Source organism: Fodinibacter luteus, from assembly GCF_039541575.1.
GTDB classification, from domain to species: domain Bacteria; phylum Actinomycetota; class Actinomycetes; order Actinomycetales; family Dermatophilaceae; genus Fodinibacter; species Fodinibacter luteus.
This window is the reverse complement of sequence record NZ_BAABGM010000003.1, coordinates 1-15832: the sequence shown is the minus strand read 5'-3', so window position 1 is coordinate 15832 and position 15832 is coordinate 1. Positions and strand designations below refer to the sequence as shown.

Annotated in this window: 17 protein-coding genes; 9 read left to right on the top strand and 8 right to left on the bottom strand. The window is 68.8% G+C overall.

What is annotated here, in order from left to right; all coding sequences use genetic code 11:
- Window positions 1-172 precede the first annotated feature (172 nt).
- The gene (locus ABD899_RS02620) at window positions 173-787 is read left to right on the top strand and encodes a hypothetical protein (protein WP_345201967.1); all 615 of its coding nucleotides are present in this window, start codon (window positions 173-175) and stop codon (window positions 785-787) included.
- A 178-nt stretch (window positions 788-965) separates the two neighbouring features.
- Window positions 966-1595, top strand: a complete 630-nt coding sequence (locus ABD899_RS02615; RefSeq protein ID WP_345201966.1) for a GNAT family N-acetyltransferase — start codon at window positions 966-968, stop codon at window positions 1593-1595.
- A 98-nt stretch (window positions 1596-1693) separates the two neighbouring features.
- On the opposite strand, the gene ABD899_RS02610 is transcribed toward ABD899_RS02615, so the two are convergent.
- Window positions 1694-2161, bottom strand: a complete 468-nt coding sequence (locus tag ABD899_RS02610; protein ID WP_345201965.1) for a hypothetical protein — start codon at window positions 2159-2161, stop codon at window positions 1694-1696.
- 704 nt (window positions 2162-2865) lie between these two features.
- Between ABD899_RS02610 and ABD899_RS02605 the strand changes: the two genes are divergently transcribed.
- Entirely contained in the window at window positions 2866-3723 is an 858-nt protein-coding gene (locus tag ABD899_RS02605; protein WP_345201962.1) for an SDR family oxidoreductase, read from the top strand.
- Window positions 3724-3988: 265 nt separating this feature from the next.
- On the opposite strand, the gene ABD899_RS18900 is transcribed toward ABD899_RS02605, so the two are convergent.
- Together ABD899_RS18900 and ABD899_RS02600 are read right to left on the bottom strand one after the other, a co-directional pair.
- Window positions 3989-4417, bottom strand: coding sequence for an SRPBCC family protein (locus ABD899_RS18900; RefSeq protein ID WP_425474932.1), 429 nt, complete (start codon window positions 4415-4417; stop codon window positions 3989-3991).
- 68 nt (window positions 4418-4485) lie between these two features.
- Window positions 4486-5322, bottom strand: coding sequence for a helix-turn-helix domain-containing protein (locus ABD899_RS02600; RefSeq protein WP_345201960.1), 837 nt, complete (start codon window positions 5320-5322; stop codon window positions 4486-4488).
- A gap of 309 nt (window positions 5323-5631) precedes the next feature.
- Between ABD899_RS02600 and ABD899_RS02595 the strand changes: the two genes are divergently transcribed.
- Window positions 5632-6966, top strand: coding sequence for an IS110 family RNA-guided transposase (locus tag ABD899_RS02595; protein WP_345201958.1), 1335 nt, complete (start codon window positions 5632-5634; stop codon window positions 6964-6966).
- Between the two features lie 236 nt (window positions 6967-7202).
- A complete protein-coding gene (locus ABD899_RS02590; RefSeq protein WP_425474935.1) occupies window positions 7203-8459 on the top strand; it encodes an IS110 family RNA-guided transposase in 1257 nt (418 codons plus the stop codon).
- Window positions 8460-8494: 35 nt separating this feature from the next.
- Here the strand turns inward: ABD899_RS02590 and ABD899_RS02585 are convergent, their stop codons facing one another.
- The 5 genes from ABD899_RS02585 to ABD899_RS02565 form a co-directional block, all read right to left on the bottom strand.
- Window positions 8495-8884, bottom strand: a complete 390-nt coding sequence (locus ABD899_RS02585) for a type II toxin-antitoxin system death-on-curing family toxin (protein ID WP_345201953.1) — start codon at window positions 8882-8884, stop codon at window positions 8495-8497.
- Window positions 8881-9078 (bottom strand): DNA-binding protein, encoded by a 198-nt coding sequence (locus ABD899_RS02580; protein WP_345201952.1) that lies wholly within the window; start codon window positions 9076-9078, stop codon window positions 8881-8883. Before ABD899_RS02580 ends, ABD899_RS02585 begins: the two co-directional genes overlap by 4 nt.
- Before the next feature lie 74 nt (window positions 9079-9152).
- A complete protein-coding gene (locus ABD899_RS02575; RefSeq protein ID WP_345201949.1) occupies window positions 9153-10067 on the bottom strand; it encodes a tyrosine-type recombinase/integrase in 915 nt (304 codons plus the stop codon).
- A 207-nt stretch (window positions 10068-10274) separates the two neighbouring features.
- Window positions 10275-10955 carry a maleylpyruvate isomerase family mycothiol-dependent enzyme gene (locus ABD899_RS02570; RefSeq protein WP_345201948.1) on the bottom strand — a complete coding sequence of 227 codons (681 nt, stop codon included), beginning with the start codon at window positions 10953-10955 and terminating at the stop codon, window positions 10275-10277.
- Window positions 10956-10973: 18 nt separating this feature from the next.
- Window positions 10974-11603, bottom strand: a complete 630-nt coding sequence (locus ABD899_RS02565; RefSeq protein ID WP_345201946.1) for a mycothiol-dependent nitroreductase Rv2466c family protein — start codon at window positions 11601-11603, stop codon at window positions 10974-10976.
- A 76-nt stretch (window positions 11604-11679) separates the two neighbouring features.
- On the opposite strand from ABD899_RS02565, the gene ABD899_RS02560 reads away from it, so the two are divergent.
- The 4 genes from ABD899_RS02560 to ABD899_RS02545 all read left to right on the top strand — a co-directional run.
- On the top strand, window positions 11680-12114 hold the full coding sequence (locus tag ABD899_RS02560) for a MarR family winged helix-turn-helix transcriptional regulator (RefSeq protein WP_345201945.1): 435 nt from the start codon (window positions 11680-11682) through the stop codon (window positions 12112-12114).
- Between the two features lie 375 nt (window positions 12115-12489).
- Entirely contained in the window at window positions 12490-13170 is a 681-nt protein-coding gene (locus tag ABD899_RS02555) for a hypothetical protein (protein WP_345201942.1), read from the top strand.
- Window positions 13171-13213: 43 nt separating this feature from the next.
- Window positions 13214-15271, top strand: a complete 2058-nt coding sequence (locus ABD899_RS02550) for a sensor histidine kinase (protein ID WP_345201940.1) — start codon at window positions 13214-13216, stop codon at window positions 15269-15271.
- The coding region (locus ABD899_RS02545; protein WP_345201938.1) for a response regulator at window positions 15268-15832 on the top strand (565 nt) is incomplete at its 3' end. The genes ABD899_RS02550 and ABD899_RS02545, both read left to right, overlap by 4 nt.

Genomic DNA, 15832 nt, shown 5'->3' with positions numbered 1-15832 from the left:
GTATAGGTGCCAGCGGTCCCAAGCCGGTAGGGCTGATCAAGCCCTCCCCAGCGACCCACTGTCGGAAACCCGGCCGGTGCGGCGCCTAAACCCCACGGGGTGTTCGCGGCGTCAATGAGGTGGGGAGCCTTCCCCGATCCACCGCCCTGCACCACGACGAAGGAGCGCGACGATGCCGAAGGAACCAGGACGCAAGGACCGCAGCCGGAACCGCCGCAAGGCACTGCTGGCACTGGCCGTGGCAGCCCCGGTCCTGGCTGCGGTGGCGGTGCACCCCACGATCGCGGTCGGTGACCAGACCGCTCCCGTCGACGAGCACGGGGCGCACCCTGCGGGCATGGGCGCACAGCTCGCCCAGGTGCGGGCTGCCACCGCCAAGTACCACCGGGTCGCGGCGGCCGTCGCCGATGGGTACGAGCTCGGCTGGGTCAACGGCTCCGAGAACCGGATCGTCGCCGGCTGCGTGTCCAGCCCCACCGCCGGAGCCATGGGATACCACTACTTCAACGCCGCACTGATGGCCGACAACGCCGTGAACGAGCTGGAGCCCGAGGTGCTGGTCTACGCACCCTCACCCGACGGGCTCAAGCTGGTCGCCGTCGAATGGGTCGTGCGCAGCGCCCAGTCCAACCCACCCGGGGTCTCCACGCCCCCGTCGGTGCTCGGCATGCCCATGCACATCCTGGTCCCACCCCCCGGCCCCGCGTTCTACCTCACCCACGCCTGGATCTGGGCCAAGAACCCCGCCGGCATGTTCGCCGACTTCAACCCCGACGTCAGCTGCTAACCAACCAACCAACCAGCCGGTGCCACCGTGGCTGGGCTGACACCTGAAGCCAGCCACGGTCACCGGCCTTCGTGTGCTGCGATGCATCCTCGCAGCCACGTGATCGCTCACCGCGAGGGTCGGGTTGCGGCGCTGAAACGCCAGGACCGGCTGACGGTGATGGAAAGGACAGCTACCGATGGGAACACCAACGAGCCCGATCGACGCGAGCCGGAACCGGTCACCGCGGGTGCACGATGAAGTCGCCGCTGCAGGTGCCGTTACCGTGGACGGCGTGGAACTGGTCAGTGAGCGCCTCGTGCTTCGCCCGGCGAGCGAATCGGACCTGAACTTCTACTTCGAGATGCGCAACAGTCCCGAGATCCTCGCCCGTGCCGACCAAGAGCCCAAACCGCGGTCGCTGGTTGAACGCCAGCTACAGGGGTGGATCGAGCGGTGGCAGGAGCACGGCTTCGGGACCTGGACCATCTTCGATCAAGACAGCGATGAGCGCTTGGGGCGTGTGGAGCTCGACCCGATGGGCGCGGGTTGGGCGGGTATCTCCCCGGGCGAGACCGAAGTCGGGCTCATCGTGCATCCGGCGCACTGGAACCAAGGCATCGCCACCGAGGCTGCGGGCCTTGTCGCATCGGATTGCTTCACCCGAGCCGGAGTCAACCACCTGGTTGCGCTGACGACGTCGGATAACAAGGCATCGCTGCGCACGCTCGAGAAGCTAGGCATGCGCCACCGTGGCCAGACGCAGCACGAGAGTGACCCCACCACTTACGAGGTTTACGAGCTCGCTCGGCCCGCTCCGCGGCCGTAGGCCCCCACCCGACGACCTGCGCACGCGGCGTTGTGACGCATGTCAGCGTTCGCGCCCGTGCTTCCTCGGTGCCGGGGTAGCCGGGCTGCGACGCAGCATCACGGGCGGCCATCGGTGTTGCGGAGGAGCCCGGAGTTACCCGAGGCGACGCGGCTCGCGCTGGGGCTTGCTGCTACGACTAGCGCAGCCAGCGCGAACCCGCAGCCAGGGCCGGAGGGGACGTGGCCGACCAGGGCCGTGCCCCCGACAACCGAGACCACACCCACAACGCCGACGGACCAGGCCACCCACCGGCTGAGATCGAGCGAGCGACGAATAGCGTGTCCCAGGAGCGCGAAAGCCACGGCCGCTGCCAGGAATCCCAAGCCGGTCAGGACGAACCCGACGCCGCCAACGATGTCGTTGGGTATCGCGTAGTCACCCAGAATCCCGGCCGCGATCAAGGTCAGGCAGCCGAACACGGCGACCCATGCACGCCGCAGACGTGGCGTGGCCCGCTGGAGCTGGGGACGCACCAGGGCCGTCAAGCCGGCCAAGGCCAGCACCCAAGCGGCGAGGTACAGCAACCCCGTACCGGTCGTAAACGGTGGTGGAGCCGGGCTCCAAGAGCCCGGCCCCGACGAGCGGGTCCTGCAACGCAGCGAGCCACGAGCTCGGGGACTCGCCCGGCACGGCGTACGCACTGAAGTAGGACAACGCGAACGCAGGGGTGATCAACAGCGCGGTGAAGCTCCCGACCGCCATCGCCAATCGAGCCCGCACCGACTCTTCCTAGCACCCAGGAACAACCGGGAGCACCATCTCGACGATCGCTGGCAGCAATCAGGTCTCCTTGCTGATAGGGACCGACGACTGGCGGCGAAGTGGGGCGCCTTCCAAGCTTGGCGGTCGTCGGCGTTGCCTGCCTGGTCGGCGGCTACCCCGTCGTGAAGCGACCCCGAAGTGTTTGCGCGCGCCGTCGGGGTCACCCCGGCCCTCGGAGCATCAATCCGGTGAGCGGCGCTCCCCCGCTGACCTTCGTCCCGTTGCCGGGGCAGGTCCCGGCCCCGCTAATCGATACGGTGGCCGTGATCGGCTTCGACCAGCCCGTGGGCACCCGCGGCCTCCAAGGCCGAGCTCGTCGAGAGTCGCACTGAGCACCGCGACGTCCTTCTGACACCGGACGAGCGAGCCGCCAACGACGTGCTGTTCGTCTTCGTCTCGCTTGCGGAGGCAGGACGCCCGCGCCTCGTCCTCGACCCGTGACCTTCTGCCAGCTACCGTCCATCGCATGACTTCCGACCGCGCGACCCTGCCCACGCTGGCCGTGACCGGATGCACTGGAGCGGTCGGTGGGATGGTCGCGCGCCGGCTCGCCGACGCGGGACTTGCCCAACGCCTCCTCGCTCGGTCCCCCGAGCGCGCACCCGACCTGCCCGGAGCGAGGGTGCTTCGGGCGAGCTACGCCGACACCGCGCAGACCCGCGCGGCCCTCGAAGGGGTCGAGACGCTGTTCATGGTGTCGGCGGCCGAGAACGAGCACCGCCGCCAGCAGCACCTCGCCTTCGTCGACGCGGCCGCTGCGGTCGGCGTCCGGCACGTCGTCTACACCTCCTTCCTCGGCGCCAGTCCGACCGCCACCTTCACCCTCGCCCGCGACCACGCCGCCACCGAAGGTCACATCGAGGCGAGCGGGATGGCGTGGACGTTCCTACGAGACGGCCTCTACCTCGACTTCCTGCCGCTCATGGTGGGCGACGACGGCGTCATTCGGGGCCCGGCCGGCGAGGGCCGCGCAGCCGTCATCGCGCGCCGAGACGTCGCGCGCGTCGCGGCCACCGTGCTGAAGGACCCGGCGGCCCACGCCGGGCGGATCTACGACCTCACCGGACCGGAAGCGCTTACCTTCACCGAGATGGCCACGATCCTCGGCAAGCACCTCGGGCGGAAGGTGACCTTCGTCGACGAGACCATCGAGGAGGCGCATGCGTCCCGCGAGTCCTACGGCGCGCCCGACTGGCAGGTCGAGGCATGGGTCTCGACGTACACGGCCGTCGCCAACGGGGAGATGGGGCCGGCCTCCGACGACGTCCTCGCGGTCACCGGTGAGCCGCCGATGTCGTTGGCACAGTTCCTCGCCGAGAACTGACCGGCCATTCGATGAAACACGTCCACCGAGACTCTACGTGCCGCACTGCGACACGTAGCTCGAACTGGGCTCTGCGACCGCTACGGCGCGCGATACGCGGCGTAGTGACGCAACACCGTCCGCACGCCCTGCGTGTGACGTGGCGAGCAGAACTGGGGAGCTGGCGAGATGGCGTTCGCGCCATCTGGGCGTCGTGGAGGCCATGGTCCCGGCATCGCGTCAGGAGGCTGAGATGACCAGGGCCCGGATAGGTGCCCGCAGCTGATCATCCAGGCGGAGCGGTCGTGAATGTGGCGGCGAATGCTGCCAGCTGGCCGCCATCGGCTCGGCGAATGGCATATCTGATGACGGGAGCGAAAAGCCGTGTTGGCCCGGTCGTGGAACAGTCGGCCACCAATCCCACGCGAGTGCCGCGACCATGGGCCGCGCACTCGTACGTGTAGTCGGCGACCACTGCGCCTTGGACCGACCGCAATGTGATGCTGCGCCCTGGGTCGACTGCCGCAATGGTCGCCAGGCGCTCCTTGCCCCGGGAGGTGAAGGTCACGGTTGAGCCGGTTGCCACGGGCCCATTCGCGCGCACGGTCTGGACACCCGGCATCCACCGAGGCGCGGTGTCCCAGTCGACGAGGCGTTCCCACACTGCGCCAACGGGATGGTCAACAGTGGTCTCTGCAGTGAATGCGGTCGTCATCTCGCGCTCCCGTCGACGGTCATCGCCTCACCCTCCCACCTCATGCGCTGGTCGGCATTGGACGGACTTCACATCTTGTCGGGGACGAAGCCGGGGGATGCAGCGGCCTCCTGGCGGTCGTACGCAGACCGTTGTGCGGCCGCGTACTCGGCCGGCGCCACTCCGGTGTGGCGCTGGAAGTCGCGGATCAGATGCGACTGGTCGAACCACCCCAGCTCGGCAGCGAGGTCGGCCCACGCCACCGTCTCGTAGACGTCGATGTGGTCGAGCAGCCGGCGCATCCGCAGAATGCGGGCGAGGGTGCGCGGGCTCAGCCCCACCTGCTCGGTGAACTGCCGATCGAGGTGGCCATGACTGATGCCGAGGCCCGCTGCGATGTCAGCCACAGGACGGGCTGGGTCCGCAGCGAGGGCCTCCACCGCCGCATGACATCGCTCGAACGCGGTGCGATCACATGGCTCAGGGGTGCGTAGCGCGGACTCCACGAGGTCGAGGGCTTCGGCCGGTGTCTGGCATGAGGCGAGCGCCAGCCTCAGGGAGGTGGCACCGGGCCAGGCCTCCATCAGGTCCACGACGTACCCCCGTAGCGGGGCGGGCGCGATCCCGAAACTGGGTCGGCATCCGACGGGGGTGGTCACGACCCCCACGCAGTAGGTCTCACCTTGCGGCTCGTTGACGACCGGTCGGTCGTGTGGACCGATCAGGAAGCCCCGCTCGGCCAGGAACGAAGACCCCACACCGCTGGGGGTCAGTCGGATCGGGTCCCTGAGAACGACTGCGGCGACCGTCGAGCCAGTCGGCGCGATTCGTTCGCTGACTCCCGTGATGCGGCCTCGGGCGAACCAGATCAGCTCAACGCGACGGCCCGTCTCGCCGCCCAGCTCACGTGTCACGTACTCGAACACCCATGCAAGGTAGCCCCGAGCGTCGAACAGCTGCACGCGCACGATGCCAGAACACTCGAGAACCACCTTGCGGCGGCTGGCGGCTACTTGACACTGGTCGTAGGGCCGGTGTCTGGCCAGACTCGGTCCAGGCGCTCGGCGGGACGCTCTTCTAGCGGCTGCCCACCAGCGTGACCGGTGTGGCTCTCCATCGGTTTGCAGCCCGCCGGGCGCCGTGACGAGGCGTGGCTCAAGAAGGGACTGCCCTGCTCTCAGTAGCACTGCCCACCTCGCCGACCACATCGGTTCGAGCACAGGCGGGAGCGGCACATGACGCAGCAGATGAAGCAGCACCTGGAGCGGGTGATCATCGGGGTTGATCCCCACAAGCTGTCGGTCACGATCGAGGTCGTCGACGACCACGAAAGACTCCTCGGCCAGGGACGGTTCAGCACCGACCGGGCCGGGTACACGGCGATGCGTGCGTACGCCAAGTCGTGGCCGCGACGGACCTGGGCGGTCGAGGGCGCGAACGGCACCGGCCGGCCGCTGGCGCAGCGGTTGCTGTCCGACGGGGAAGACGTGGTCGACGTTCCGGCCAAGCTCGCCGCCCGGGTCCGGCTGTTCGACACCGGGCTGGGCCGCAAGACCGACGCGCGCGACGCGCACTCGATCGCGATCGTCGCCGTTCGCACCAAGACCCTGCGGGTGCTGGTCGTGGACGGTGAGCTCGAGGCGATGCGGATGCTGGTCGACCGCCGTCAAGCGTTGAGCCGGCGCCGGGTCCAGAGCGTGAACCGGCTCCACGCCCTGTTGGCTGAGCTGCTGCCCGGGCAGGGCAAGAAGGACATCACCACAGGTCAGGCCAAGAAGATGCTTGCCAGCGTCCGCCCCCGCGACGTCGCCGGGAAGACCCGCCGCCGCCTCGCTGCGGAGGAGCTGGCCGAGCTGGTCACTGTGGACGCCAAGATCAAGACGTCCACCGCCGAGCTCAAGATCCTCGTCCTGGCCCGGGGCTCGTCGTTGATGGACCTGCCCGGTGTCGGCCCGGTCGTCGCCGCCAGGGTCCTGGCCGACGTCGGCGACGTCACCCGGTTCGCTGACCGCAACCGGTTCGCCTCCTGGACCGGCACCGCACCGTTGGACGCGTCCTCCGGGGAGCACGACCGGCACCGCCTGTCCCGGGCCGGGAACCGGCGGGTCAACCACGTCATCCACATCGCCGCGGTCACCCAGCTCCGCCTGAACAGCGACGGGCGGGCCTACTACCGGCGCAAGCGAGCCGAGGGCAAGAAACCCCTCGAGGCCCTGCGGTGCCTCAAGCGCCGCATCTCCGACGCGATCTACCGACAGCTGGTCGCCGACGCCACGGTCTCGACGGTCGAACACGTGAACGCAGGTCCGGGAGGGCACTGCGGGGCGTCACTTGTATCCAGCGCGGCCGGCTCGCACCCGCTCACCGGCACTTCGGATCAGCCACTTCCCGGACCCGCACCCACGACGCTACTCGCGACCAGCACCGCTGAGAACCCCCTCCCGGGGCCGGCTCCCCAGCTGCCGCGTCGACGCGCCGGAGCCGTCAAGGTGGAGCGCCCCACCGGACGAACGACCTTGACGGCGACAAGCGCCGGCGCACACTCCAAAGAGCCGATCCCGGCCCCTTGACAACAGAGTCATTCTTCGCCCTGGCGGGCAGCCCGTTCCGGGCTGAAAATGGGGGTCCGGCCGCCCGTCTACGTCGTCTCCCTTTGGTCCTGTTGAGGCCGTAACAGAGTCGGGGCGCCGGGAGCTGTGTTGTGGGCCCTTCCATGTTGCTTCGAGCACGCGGACTAGATTCGCCGTTCCCTGCAGCTCCTACGAGCGGCCGCCTGTTGTAGTTCACGACGAAGGTGGTGGCTGTGGTGGAAGTCGAGCATGACGATCAAGAGATCATCCAGCGGGTTGCGGCGTTGGACATCGGCAAGGCCGAACTGGTGTGCTGCGTGCGGATCCCTGGCCCAGGCCGGCGTCGGCTACAGGAGGTGCGCACCTTCTCCACGATGACCCGGTCGCTGCTGGCGATGTCGGACTGGCTGGCCGACCTGGCAGTGACCAGGGTGGTGATGGAGTCCACCAGCGACTACTGGAAGCCGCCGTTCTACCTGCTGGAGGATTCCTTCGAAACGTGGCTGGTCAACCCCAAGGACGTCAAGCACCTGCCGGGTCGTCCCAAGACGGATCGACTCGACGCAGTATGGCTGTGCAAGGTCGCCGAGCGTCAGATGCTGCGGCCCAGCTTCGTGCCACCGGAGCCGATCCGGATGCTGCGGGACCTGACCCGATACCGGGTCGACCTCATCGCCGCCCGGACGGCGGAGAAGCAGCGCGTGGAGAAGCTGCTCGAAGACGCCCAGATCAAGGTCTCGGTCGTGGCCTCGGACATCTTCGGAGTCTCCGGGCGGGCGATGATGGCCGCATTGATCGCGGGCGAACGCGACCCCGACTCTCTGGCCGACATGGCCCGCGGTCGGATGCGCAACAAGTCCACCCAGCTACGAGAGGCGTTCGTCGGCCGGTTCAACGACCACCACGCGTTCCTGCTGACCAAGATGCTCGCCCGCATCGACCAGCTGGGCGCCGACATCGCCGACGTCGAAGAGCGCACCAGCACCCAGATCGCCCCCTTCGCGGCAGCGGTCGCCCGCCTCGATGAGATCCCCGGGATCGGCGTCACCGCCGCCCAGACGATCATCGCCGAGGTCGGACTGGACATGACCCGCTTCCCGACCCCCGCGCACCTGACCTCCTGGGCCAAGTTCGCCCCAGGGATCAAGGAATCCGCCGGCCGCAAGAAGGGCAACGGCGCCACCGGGCACGGCAACCACTATTTGGCGCGGGTTCTGGGCGAGGCCGCCGTCTCAGCCGGCCGCACCAACACCTTCCTCGGCGAGCGCTACCGACGCATCGCTCGACGGCGCGGAAAGAAACGAGCCATCATCGCCGTCGGCCGATCCATCCTGGTCATCATCTGGCACCTCCTCGGCCAGGAGAACACCCCATTCCACGACCTTGGCCCCGACTACTACGACGCCCGCGTCAACCTCAACCGCAAGATGCGCAACCACGTCCGCGAACTCCAACACCTCGGCTACCGAGTCACTCTCGAACCCGTCGCCTGACGGGGGGTCACCTTCATTTTCGGACTAGGGAGCCGCTATGACGCTGGTCCAAGGCGGGCTGCCAACCAGTCAGCAATCTCCGGTACGTCGAGTTGGCCGGATGCCGCGCCGATCATCATGTCCTCGGCTTCGTCGACGGTGTAGGTCAGGTCTTGGCCGTTGAGGAGGCAGAAGATGCGGGTGGCTGACCACGCCAGCCGTTTGTTGCCGTCCACCAGGGCGTGGTTTCGGACCAGCGAATGGAGCAGCGCCGCGGCTTTGTCCGTGAACGTCGGGTACGCGTCATCACCGAAGACAGTGACCCGCGGGCGTCCCGCGGCGGCAGCCAACAAGCCGACGTCTCTGACCCCAACCTCTCCCATCACGCCAGCGGCGATCTCGAGAAGGTCCTCTACCGAGAGGTAGTCGATCTCTGGGTCGGTCACTTGCTCAGGCGCTCGAGCAGCTCGGCGTCCTCGGTGCGCACACGGTGGATGGCGTGGAGCAGTCGCTGCGGGCGTTCCGAGACGTACTGGGCGATCGCGGTCCTCGCGACCTCCTGCATGGAGCGGCCCTCCTGCTCGGCTTTGGCACGAAGGGCTTCGCTCTCGGAGTCCGTGAGCCGCAGGTTCATCGCCATGCACCCATGGTACTACGGCGGTACCACTCCGTCGGGGTTGCGTGCTCGTGACGCGGCAGGGGGGGTGCAGCTGTTCAGACGCCGGCGACGTACGCGGTCAGGAAGTGCACGGCGTGCCGGTCGAGGTTGCCTCGGGCGCGGTCGTAGTGCTCGGTGGTTCTTGGGTCGGCGTGGCGGGCGAGGATCTGCGCGTCGCGAAGCGGCACCCCGGCATCCAAGGCGTTGGTGATCGCCGCGTGCCGCAGCGAGTGCGGGCTGATGTGGCGGGGGATGCCGGCCGCCTTGGCGATGCGGGCGACCATCCGGTAGGCGTCGCGCCGGTCGATGGGTTGGCCGCTCAACGGTCGCAGGATCAGCGGGCCCTCGGTGCGCTCCCCACGGCAGGCCTCCAAGACCCTGAGGACCGGGACGGTGACCGGCATCGTCGCGGGCTTGTTGCCCTTGCCGACCAGACGCAGGACCCGGTGCCCGCGCAGGGTGTCGGCGTAGTCCTCGATCCGCACCCCGGCCGCCTCGGAGGCGCGTAGGGCGTTGATGCCGAGCAGGTACGCCAGCGCGCCGTGGTGCACGGTGATGGTCTGGGCCACCTGCAGGAACCGGATCAGCTCGAGCCGGTCCAGCCCCTGCGTGCGGGACTCGTCGCGCTGCACCTTCGGCAGCCGCGCGTACACCGCCGGATCCGCCGGGATCAGGCCGTCGATGTGCGCGAACCGGAAGAAGCCACGCACCCCGTTCATCATCGACACCACGCTGGAGTCCATCAGGCCGCGCTCGCCCAGGCTGCGGATGTACAGCTCGACATGCGCGCGCTGTACCCCGACCAGCGGGTCCAGCCCGTTCCGTTCGCACCAGGCGAACCACTCCCGCAGCTGGAACTGGTACAGGCGGTGGGTCCTCGCGGAGTAGCGAGCCAGGAAGGAGACCGCCGCCAGCTGGGCCGTGGACATCGTGGCCGGCTGGAACGGCAGCAGCGTCGTAGTACTGGACATGGGATCACCTCATGCGGCGACCCAAGGAAGAGGCCCACGCCACGCCCGCCGCCAGCGCGACCGGGCACTCGAACCTGTCGACGTTAGAGCGGATCCTGCGGGTGATGACAGTGGACCACCACGCGGCGGAATGCAGGTTGCTTGGCATGCGAGCCGGGTCTCCACGCGGGGGGCCAACGTTGCGGGAGAGCGTGAGCCGGCGGCGTCCTATTGCGCGGATCGGGCCTCGGCGTGGCGCAGGGCGTCCGCTCCTTCGCCGGTGAGCTGTTGCAGCGCTGCGGTCCGGCCGGTGATGAGAAGCAGGATGGCGCCGATCTCGCCTACGACGTCGGGACCTTGGCCGCGGCTCCAGTCGGCGTCGGTGGCCGTGAGCTGGTAGTTGTTCAGGGGGAGCTGGCGGTTGACGGTGGCGAGCCAGGTGTTTCGGGTGTCCCACCGTCGGGTCGCGGCGAGGGCGCTGAGTGAGGGCTGCATGGGCAGGTCGATGCCGAGGGGGATGGCGATGTCTTGGCTGTGCACGAGGATGTCGGTCAGTGTCTCCAGCGGGGTGAGCCCTGGGTTGTGTCGACGTGAGCCGATGCCGTCCCGGATCCGCGTGACGATCTGCTCGGTGGACAGCTCTTCCGCCTGCAGGACGACGGCGTCGTGGATGAAGGTGTTCAGCGGCATGCTGCGCAGGATCCGGGGATGACGGATGATGAAGCCCAACGCGTCACGTACCCGTTGTTGCTGCCCGGTGAGGTGCGCGGCGACGTGTCGCACGGTCCAGCCGTCGCACAAGGAGGGATGGTCCCACTGGTCGGGGGTGAGGCCGTCGAGCAGCGTGGCGGTCCTGGCTCGTTGGTCGTCGATACCGGCCCATAGGGCGTCCGTGTCGGTGGTCGTCAAATGTCGCATGTTCGTCCTTCAGGTGAAGACCGGAGGTCGCGTGCGGGTTCGCTTGAGTTCGTAGAACTGTGGGTAGCCGGCGAGCAGTCGGGCACCCTCGAACACCTCGACCGCTTGGTCTCCACGCGGAATCTCGTTCAGCACCGGGCCGAAGAAGGCCACCCCGTCGATGGAGGTGATCGGCGTCCCGACGTCCCCACCCACCAAGGCCACCCCGGCATCGTGGCTCAGGCGCATGGGGGTGTCGTATTCCTGTAACTCCATGGCGTCCTCCAGGCCAGCGGGAAGCTGCAGCTGGGCCAGCACGGCACGGATCACGTCGTGGTACTCCGCGGCGGTGGGTCGACGCCAGAGGTCGAACACCCGCTCCCCAAAAGCGGTGTAGAAGTCCGCCAGCGTCTGCTGTCCGAACCTCACCGCCACGCCCGTTGCCACCTTGGCCGGCCCGCGGCTGCCCTCGACGCTGCGGCGATAGTCCGCCGCGACGTCCGTGCGGTCCTGGTTGAGCAGGTACAGGCTCATGACATGGTGGCGCACCGTCAGGTGGCGTCGCGCACCCACCTCGAGCAGCCAGCGCGAGGCGGTCCAGGAGTAGGGGCACACCGGGTCGAACCAGAAGTCGACCACCTCGTGATGTGCCGCGTCCACCGTCCGCCTCCCACGTTAAACTGGTCCCACTGACGGACTAGTGTAGTTCGATCGTAGGACTTTGTGAAGGGATCCGATGGATCGCGAACTGCCGGCCAGTCTGCTGATGTTCATCGCGTCACGCTCGGCCGCCAACCGCATTTTCGAGGCGCTCCAGCAACGTGGCTTCGACGACGTGACGATCGCGCAGGCCCGTCTGATGATGGGCGTCGACCCCGAAGGCACCCGGCTCAGTGTGCTGGCCGCGCGTGCCCAGATCGCCAAGCAGACGGCGACGGCTCTGGTAGACAAGCTCGAGCGCGCTGGCTACGTCGAACGCGTCACCGACCCCACCGACGGCCGCGCACGCCTGGTGCGGATGACCTCACGCGCGAAGGAGGCGATCCCACACGCCCGCGCAGAGGAGGACCGCATCGAACAGGAGTGGCGCGCCCACCTCGGCCCAAAACGCATGCAGCAACTCCGCGAGGCCCTCACCGACCTACGAGCGATCACCGACTCTTACCAGTGACCACCTGCGGCTGACATGTCGAGAACAGCAACTGGTCCTCGAAGCCGGACGCCGTTCAACGGGGCTGCGCTGATGCGGCGTAGAGACGCAGGTGGAGGCAACCGCAACCAGGTCAGCGGCCTGCGCCGCCCGGTCACATTCTCCAACAAGCGCAGCAGGCAACACCACTCAGTCGGCCCAAGTTCGATGGGGACAGCGGAACCTTTGAGGCGGGGTTGGCCGGCCATGCTAGGGATGAACCGGTCGGGTGATTGCCGGCTCTACGGGAGATCTTCCCTGGTGACTCGGGAACGGGCCGGATGACTCCTGCGGCCTTGCGGGCAAGGGTGGTGGAGCGACGCAACCTGACGCCGCGGCGACTCACCTGGAGGCATCATGACTGCGATCACCCACCCCACCACCGTTGCGGCCCAGACCACCCCGCCACGGTTGTGGCGAGTCGCCGGGGCGCTGGCACTCGCCCACGTCGCGTTGTTCGCCGTCGGGATCATCATCCGCGGCGCTCCCACGACCGTGCCAGGGCAGGAGGGCATCGAGCATTCGTGGTCGACCGGTCCGCTCGAGCGAGTCCTGGCGGGCATGTGGGTGGACCTCATGGCCTTCGTCGTCCTCCTCCCGGTGGTCGTGTTCCTGGCCCGCGCGATCGGCAGAACCGAGGCCGGCGCGTGGGCGTCGCGGACCGCGGGCGCTGCCGGACTGGCCTACGTCGTTACGGTCGCGGGCGCCGGGTTCGCGGCCGGTGCCGCCGCGACCTGGGGCACCGCGCACGGACTCGACCTGGACACGGCTCTGGCCGTGAACAACATCCGCAACTTCACCTACTTCACCGGGGCCACGCTCCTCGGCGTCCATGCCCTTGGGACGGGGATCGCGGCTCTCGCCGACGGCGTGATGGCGCGTTGGGTCGGGTGGGCTGGGGTGCTGGTCGGTGTCGTTGCCCTGCTCACCGGCCCACTGGCTGCCATCGGGGTCGGGACGGTCGGGTTCCCGCTGTGGATGCTCTGGTTCGTGGCCCTGGCGGTGACCATGCTGCGTGGGAAGCCGGCTCCCGCCTGACGGGAGGGGTCGCCATGAGTCAAAGTGTGGGCGTGGGGTTGCAGTGAGCGGCAACAGGCGGATCGCACTGACGGTGTTCGCCGGCGCAGCCGCGTCGGCGGGTGCGGTCGTGTCCGTGGTGCTCGGACTCGGGGAGGCGGGTCACCCGGGTCGGCTCGCGATCCTGCTCGTCATCCTCACGTATGCCGTGGTCGCCTCCGTCATTCTCGTTGCGCGTCCTGGCAACACCGTTGGTCGCCTCATGATGCTGGGGGTTCTGGCGTGGGGGCTGGGTGAGGGACTCCTCGCGATCGGGGTCCAGGGGGCCGTGAGCGACCCGGGGTCCGTGCCGTACGCCGCGGGGATTGGCGTTCTCGGTACGTCGGTGCGCGCCGCGGGCTGGCTGGTCCTCGCTCTGCTGGTGCCACTGCTGTTTCCGGATGGGCAGCCGGCGTGGCCGGGCCGCCGGCTCCCGGTGCGACTCGCGGTGGCCAGCATCGCGATGTTCGCAGTGGCGGCCCTGGTGAGCCCCACACCGCTGGAGACGCGGCTGAGTTCGGTTTCCAACCCCTTGGGACTGCCTCAGTCCCTGCATGTCGTCGCGGACCTCGCCGCGCTCGCCGCTCTGGTGCTGGCCGCAGTCACTCTCGTGCTCGCGGTCGCGGGAGTGGTCCACCGCTGGCGGTTGGGAGACGAGCTGCTACAGCAACAGCTGTTTTGGTTTGCGGTGGCGTTCTGCTTACCGATCGTCATCCTCCCCGTGGCTGCCACGTCGTGGGCCGAGCCATGGATGTTCGCGGCGGTGACGCTGCCGGCGCCCATCGCAGTCGGGGTCGCCTTGCTCCAGAGCCGCCTGTACGACATTCAGCTGGTCGTGAGTCGAACTCTGACCTACGTCCTGCTCTCGGCTGCGGTCGCCGTCCTGTACGCGCTCACGGTTGCCTTCGTGGGTGCCCTGTTTAGGGACAGTGACGCCAGTTGGCTCCCCTGGGTTGCCGCGGGAGTGGTGGCGGCGGCGTTCCTGCCCATCCGCGATGCCCTGCAGCGCGCCGTCAACCGACTCACCTACGGCCAGTGGTCCCAGCCGGCCGAGGTACTCGCCGAGAGCGGCCGCCGCCTCGCCGACGCCACCGACGTGCCGACCCTGCTGGACACGCTCGTCAACCAGATCGGCGACGGGTTGCGGCTGGTACGCGTCGAGATCGTCGACGTCCACGGCCGCACCCTCGCCCGCCGTGGGCCGGGGCGGCGCGAGGAGGCCGTCGGGGAGCCGGAGGTGGTGTGGCCCCTCCTGGCCTACGGAGTGCCGGTCGGCGAACTGCGGCACGACCCGCGGCGGCTGCGGGCGTCTGACACGGCGCTTCTGGCCGACGTGGCCCGACAGCTCGGCGGAGTCGTCGACTCGGCCCGCCTGCTCACCACGATCAGCGAGGGACAGGAGCGGCTCGCCCTGGCGCGTGAGGAGGAGCGGCGACGGCTGCGACGGGACCTCCACGATGGTCTCGGGCCGACCCTGGCTGCGCTGACCATGCAGGTCGACACCCTGCGCAACCGACTCGCTCAGGACGCCACCACGGCGAAGGCTACTCCCGATGAATCCGGTCTGGACCTCGAGGCGGAGCTTCTCAGGCTGCGCTCCGGCATCCAGTCGACCGTGATCGACGTCCGTCGGATCGTAGAAGGGTTGCGCCCGCCCGCCATCGACGAGGACGGACTCGACGGGGCGTTGCACCGGTTGGCGGATGACGTCAGTGCAGGATCCGGGCTGGTGGTCCACCTCGACGTGGACGACCCAGGGCCGATGCCGGCAGCGGTCGAGGTCGCCGCGTATCGCATCGCCCAGGAGGCGCTCACCAACGTCATCCGCCACTCCGGGGCAGTCAGCGCGTCCATGCGCCTGGCCGTCGACGACGACGCACTCACCCTGCAAGTCTCCGACGACGGGAGCGGTCCAGGCGCTGCTCGCGTCGGCGGGCTCGGCCTGGTCCACATGCGCGAACGGGCCGAGGAGATCGGCGGGACGCTCACCGTCCACAGTGAGCAGGACACCGGCCGTGGCACGCGCGTGATCATGCGCCTGCCCCTGTCCCACGACGGCACGACCGCAGGAGCCATCGAATGATCACCGTGCTCGTCGTCGACGACCACCCACTGTTCCGAGACGGACTGACCGGACTGCTCGACACCGTCCCGGACGTCACGGTGCTCGACGCGGTGGGCGACGGCGAAGCCGCGGTGGCGCGCGCGGCTGAGCTGGAGCCGGACGTCGTCCTGATGGACCTCAACCTGCCGGGGATGCCCGGACTCGAGGCGATCCGCCGCATCCTCGCCGACCGCCCGCAGACGGGAGTGCTCGTGCTCACCATGGTCGATGACGACGGCGCCGTCGCCTCCGCGCTGCGGATGGGCGCCCGCGGATACGTCCTCAAAGGCGCTGCCCAAGAGGAAGTCCTCGCCGCTCTGCGCACCGTGGCTTCGGGAGGTGCGCTCCTCGGGACGGCTGGCGCCGAGCGCGCGCTCACCGCCCCCCGATTGGGTGTCCTGAGCACCCTGACGCCGCGAGAGTCCCAGGTCCTCGCCCTCATCGCGGCTGGACGGAGCAACACCGACATCGCCCGAGAGCTAGGGCCTGTTACGAAAGTGACTGGTGGGGTTACGGCGTGTCCGCGGGATGAGGCGGGCC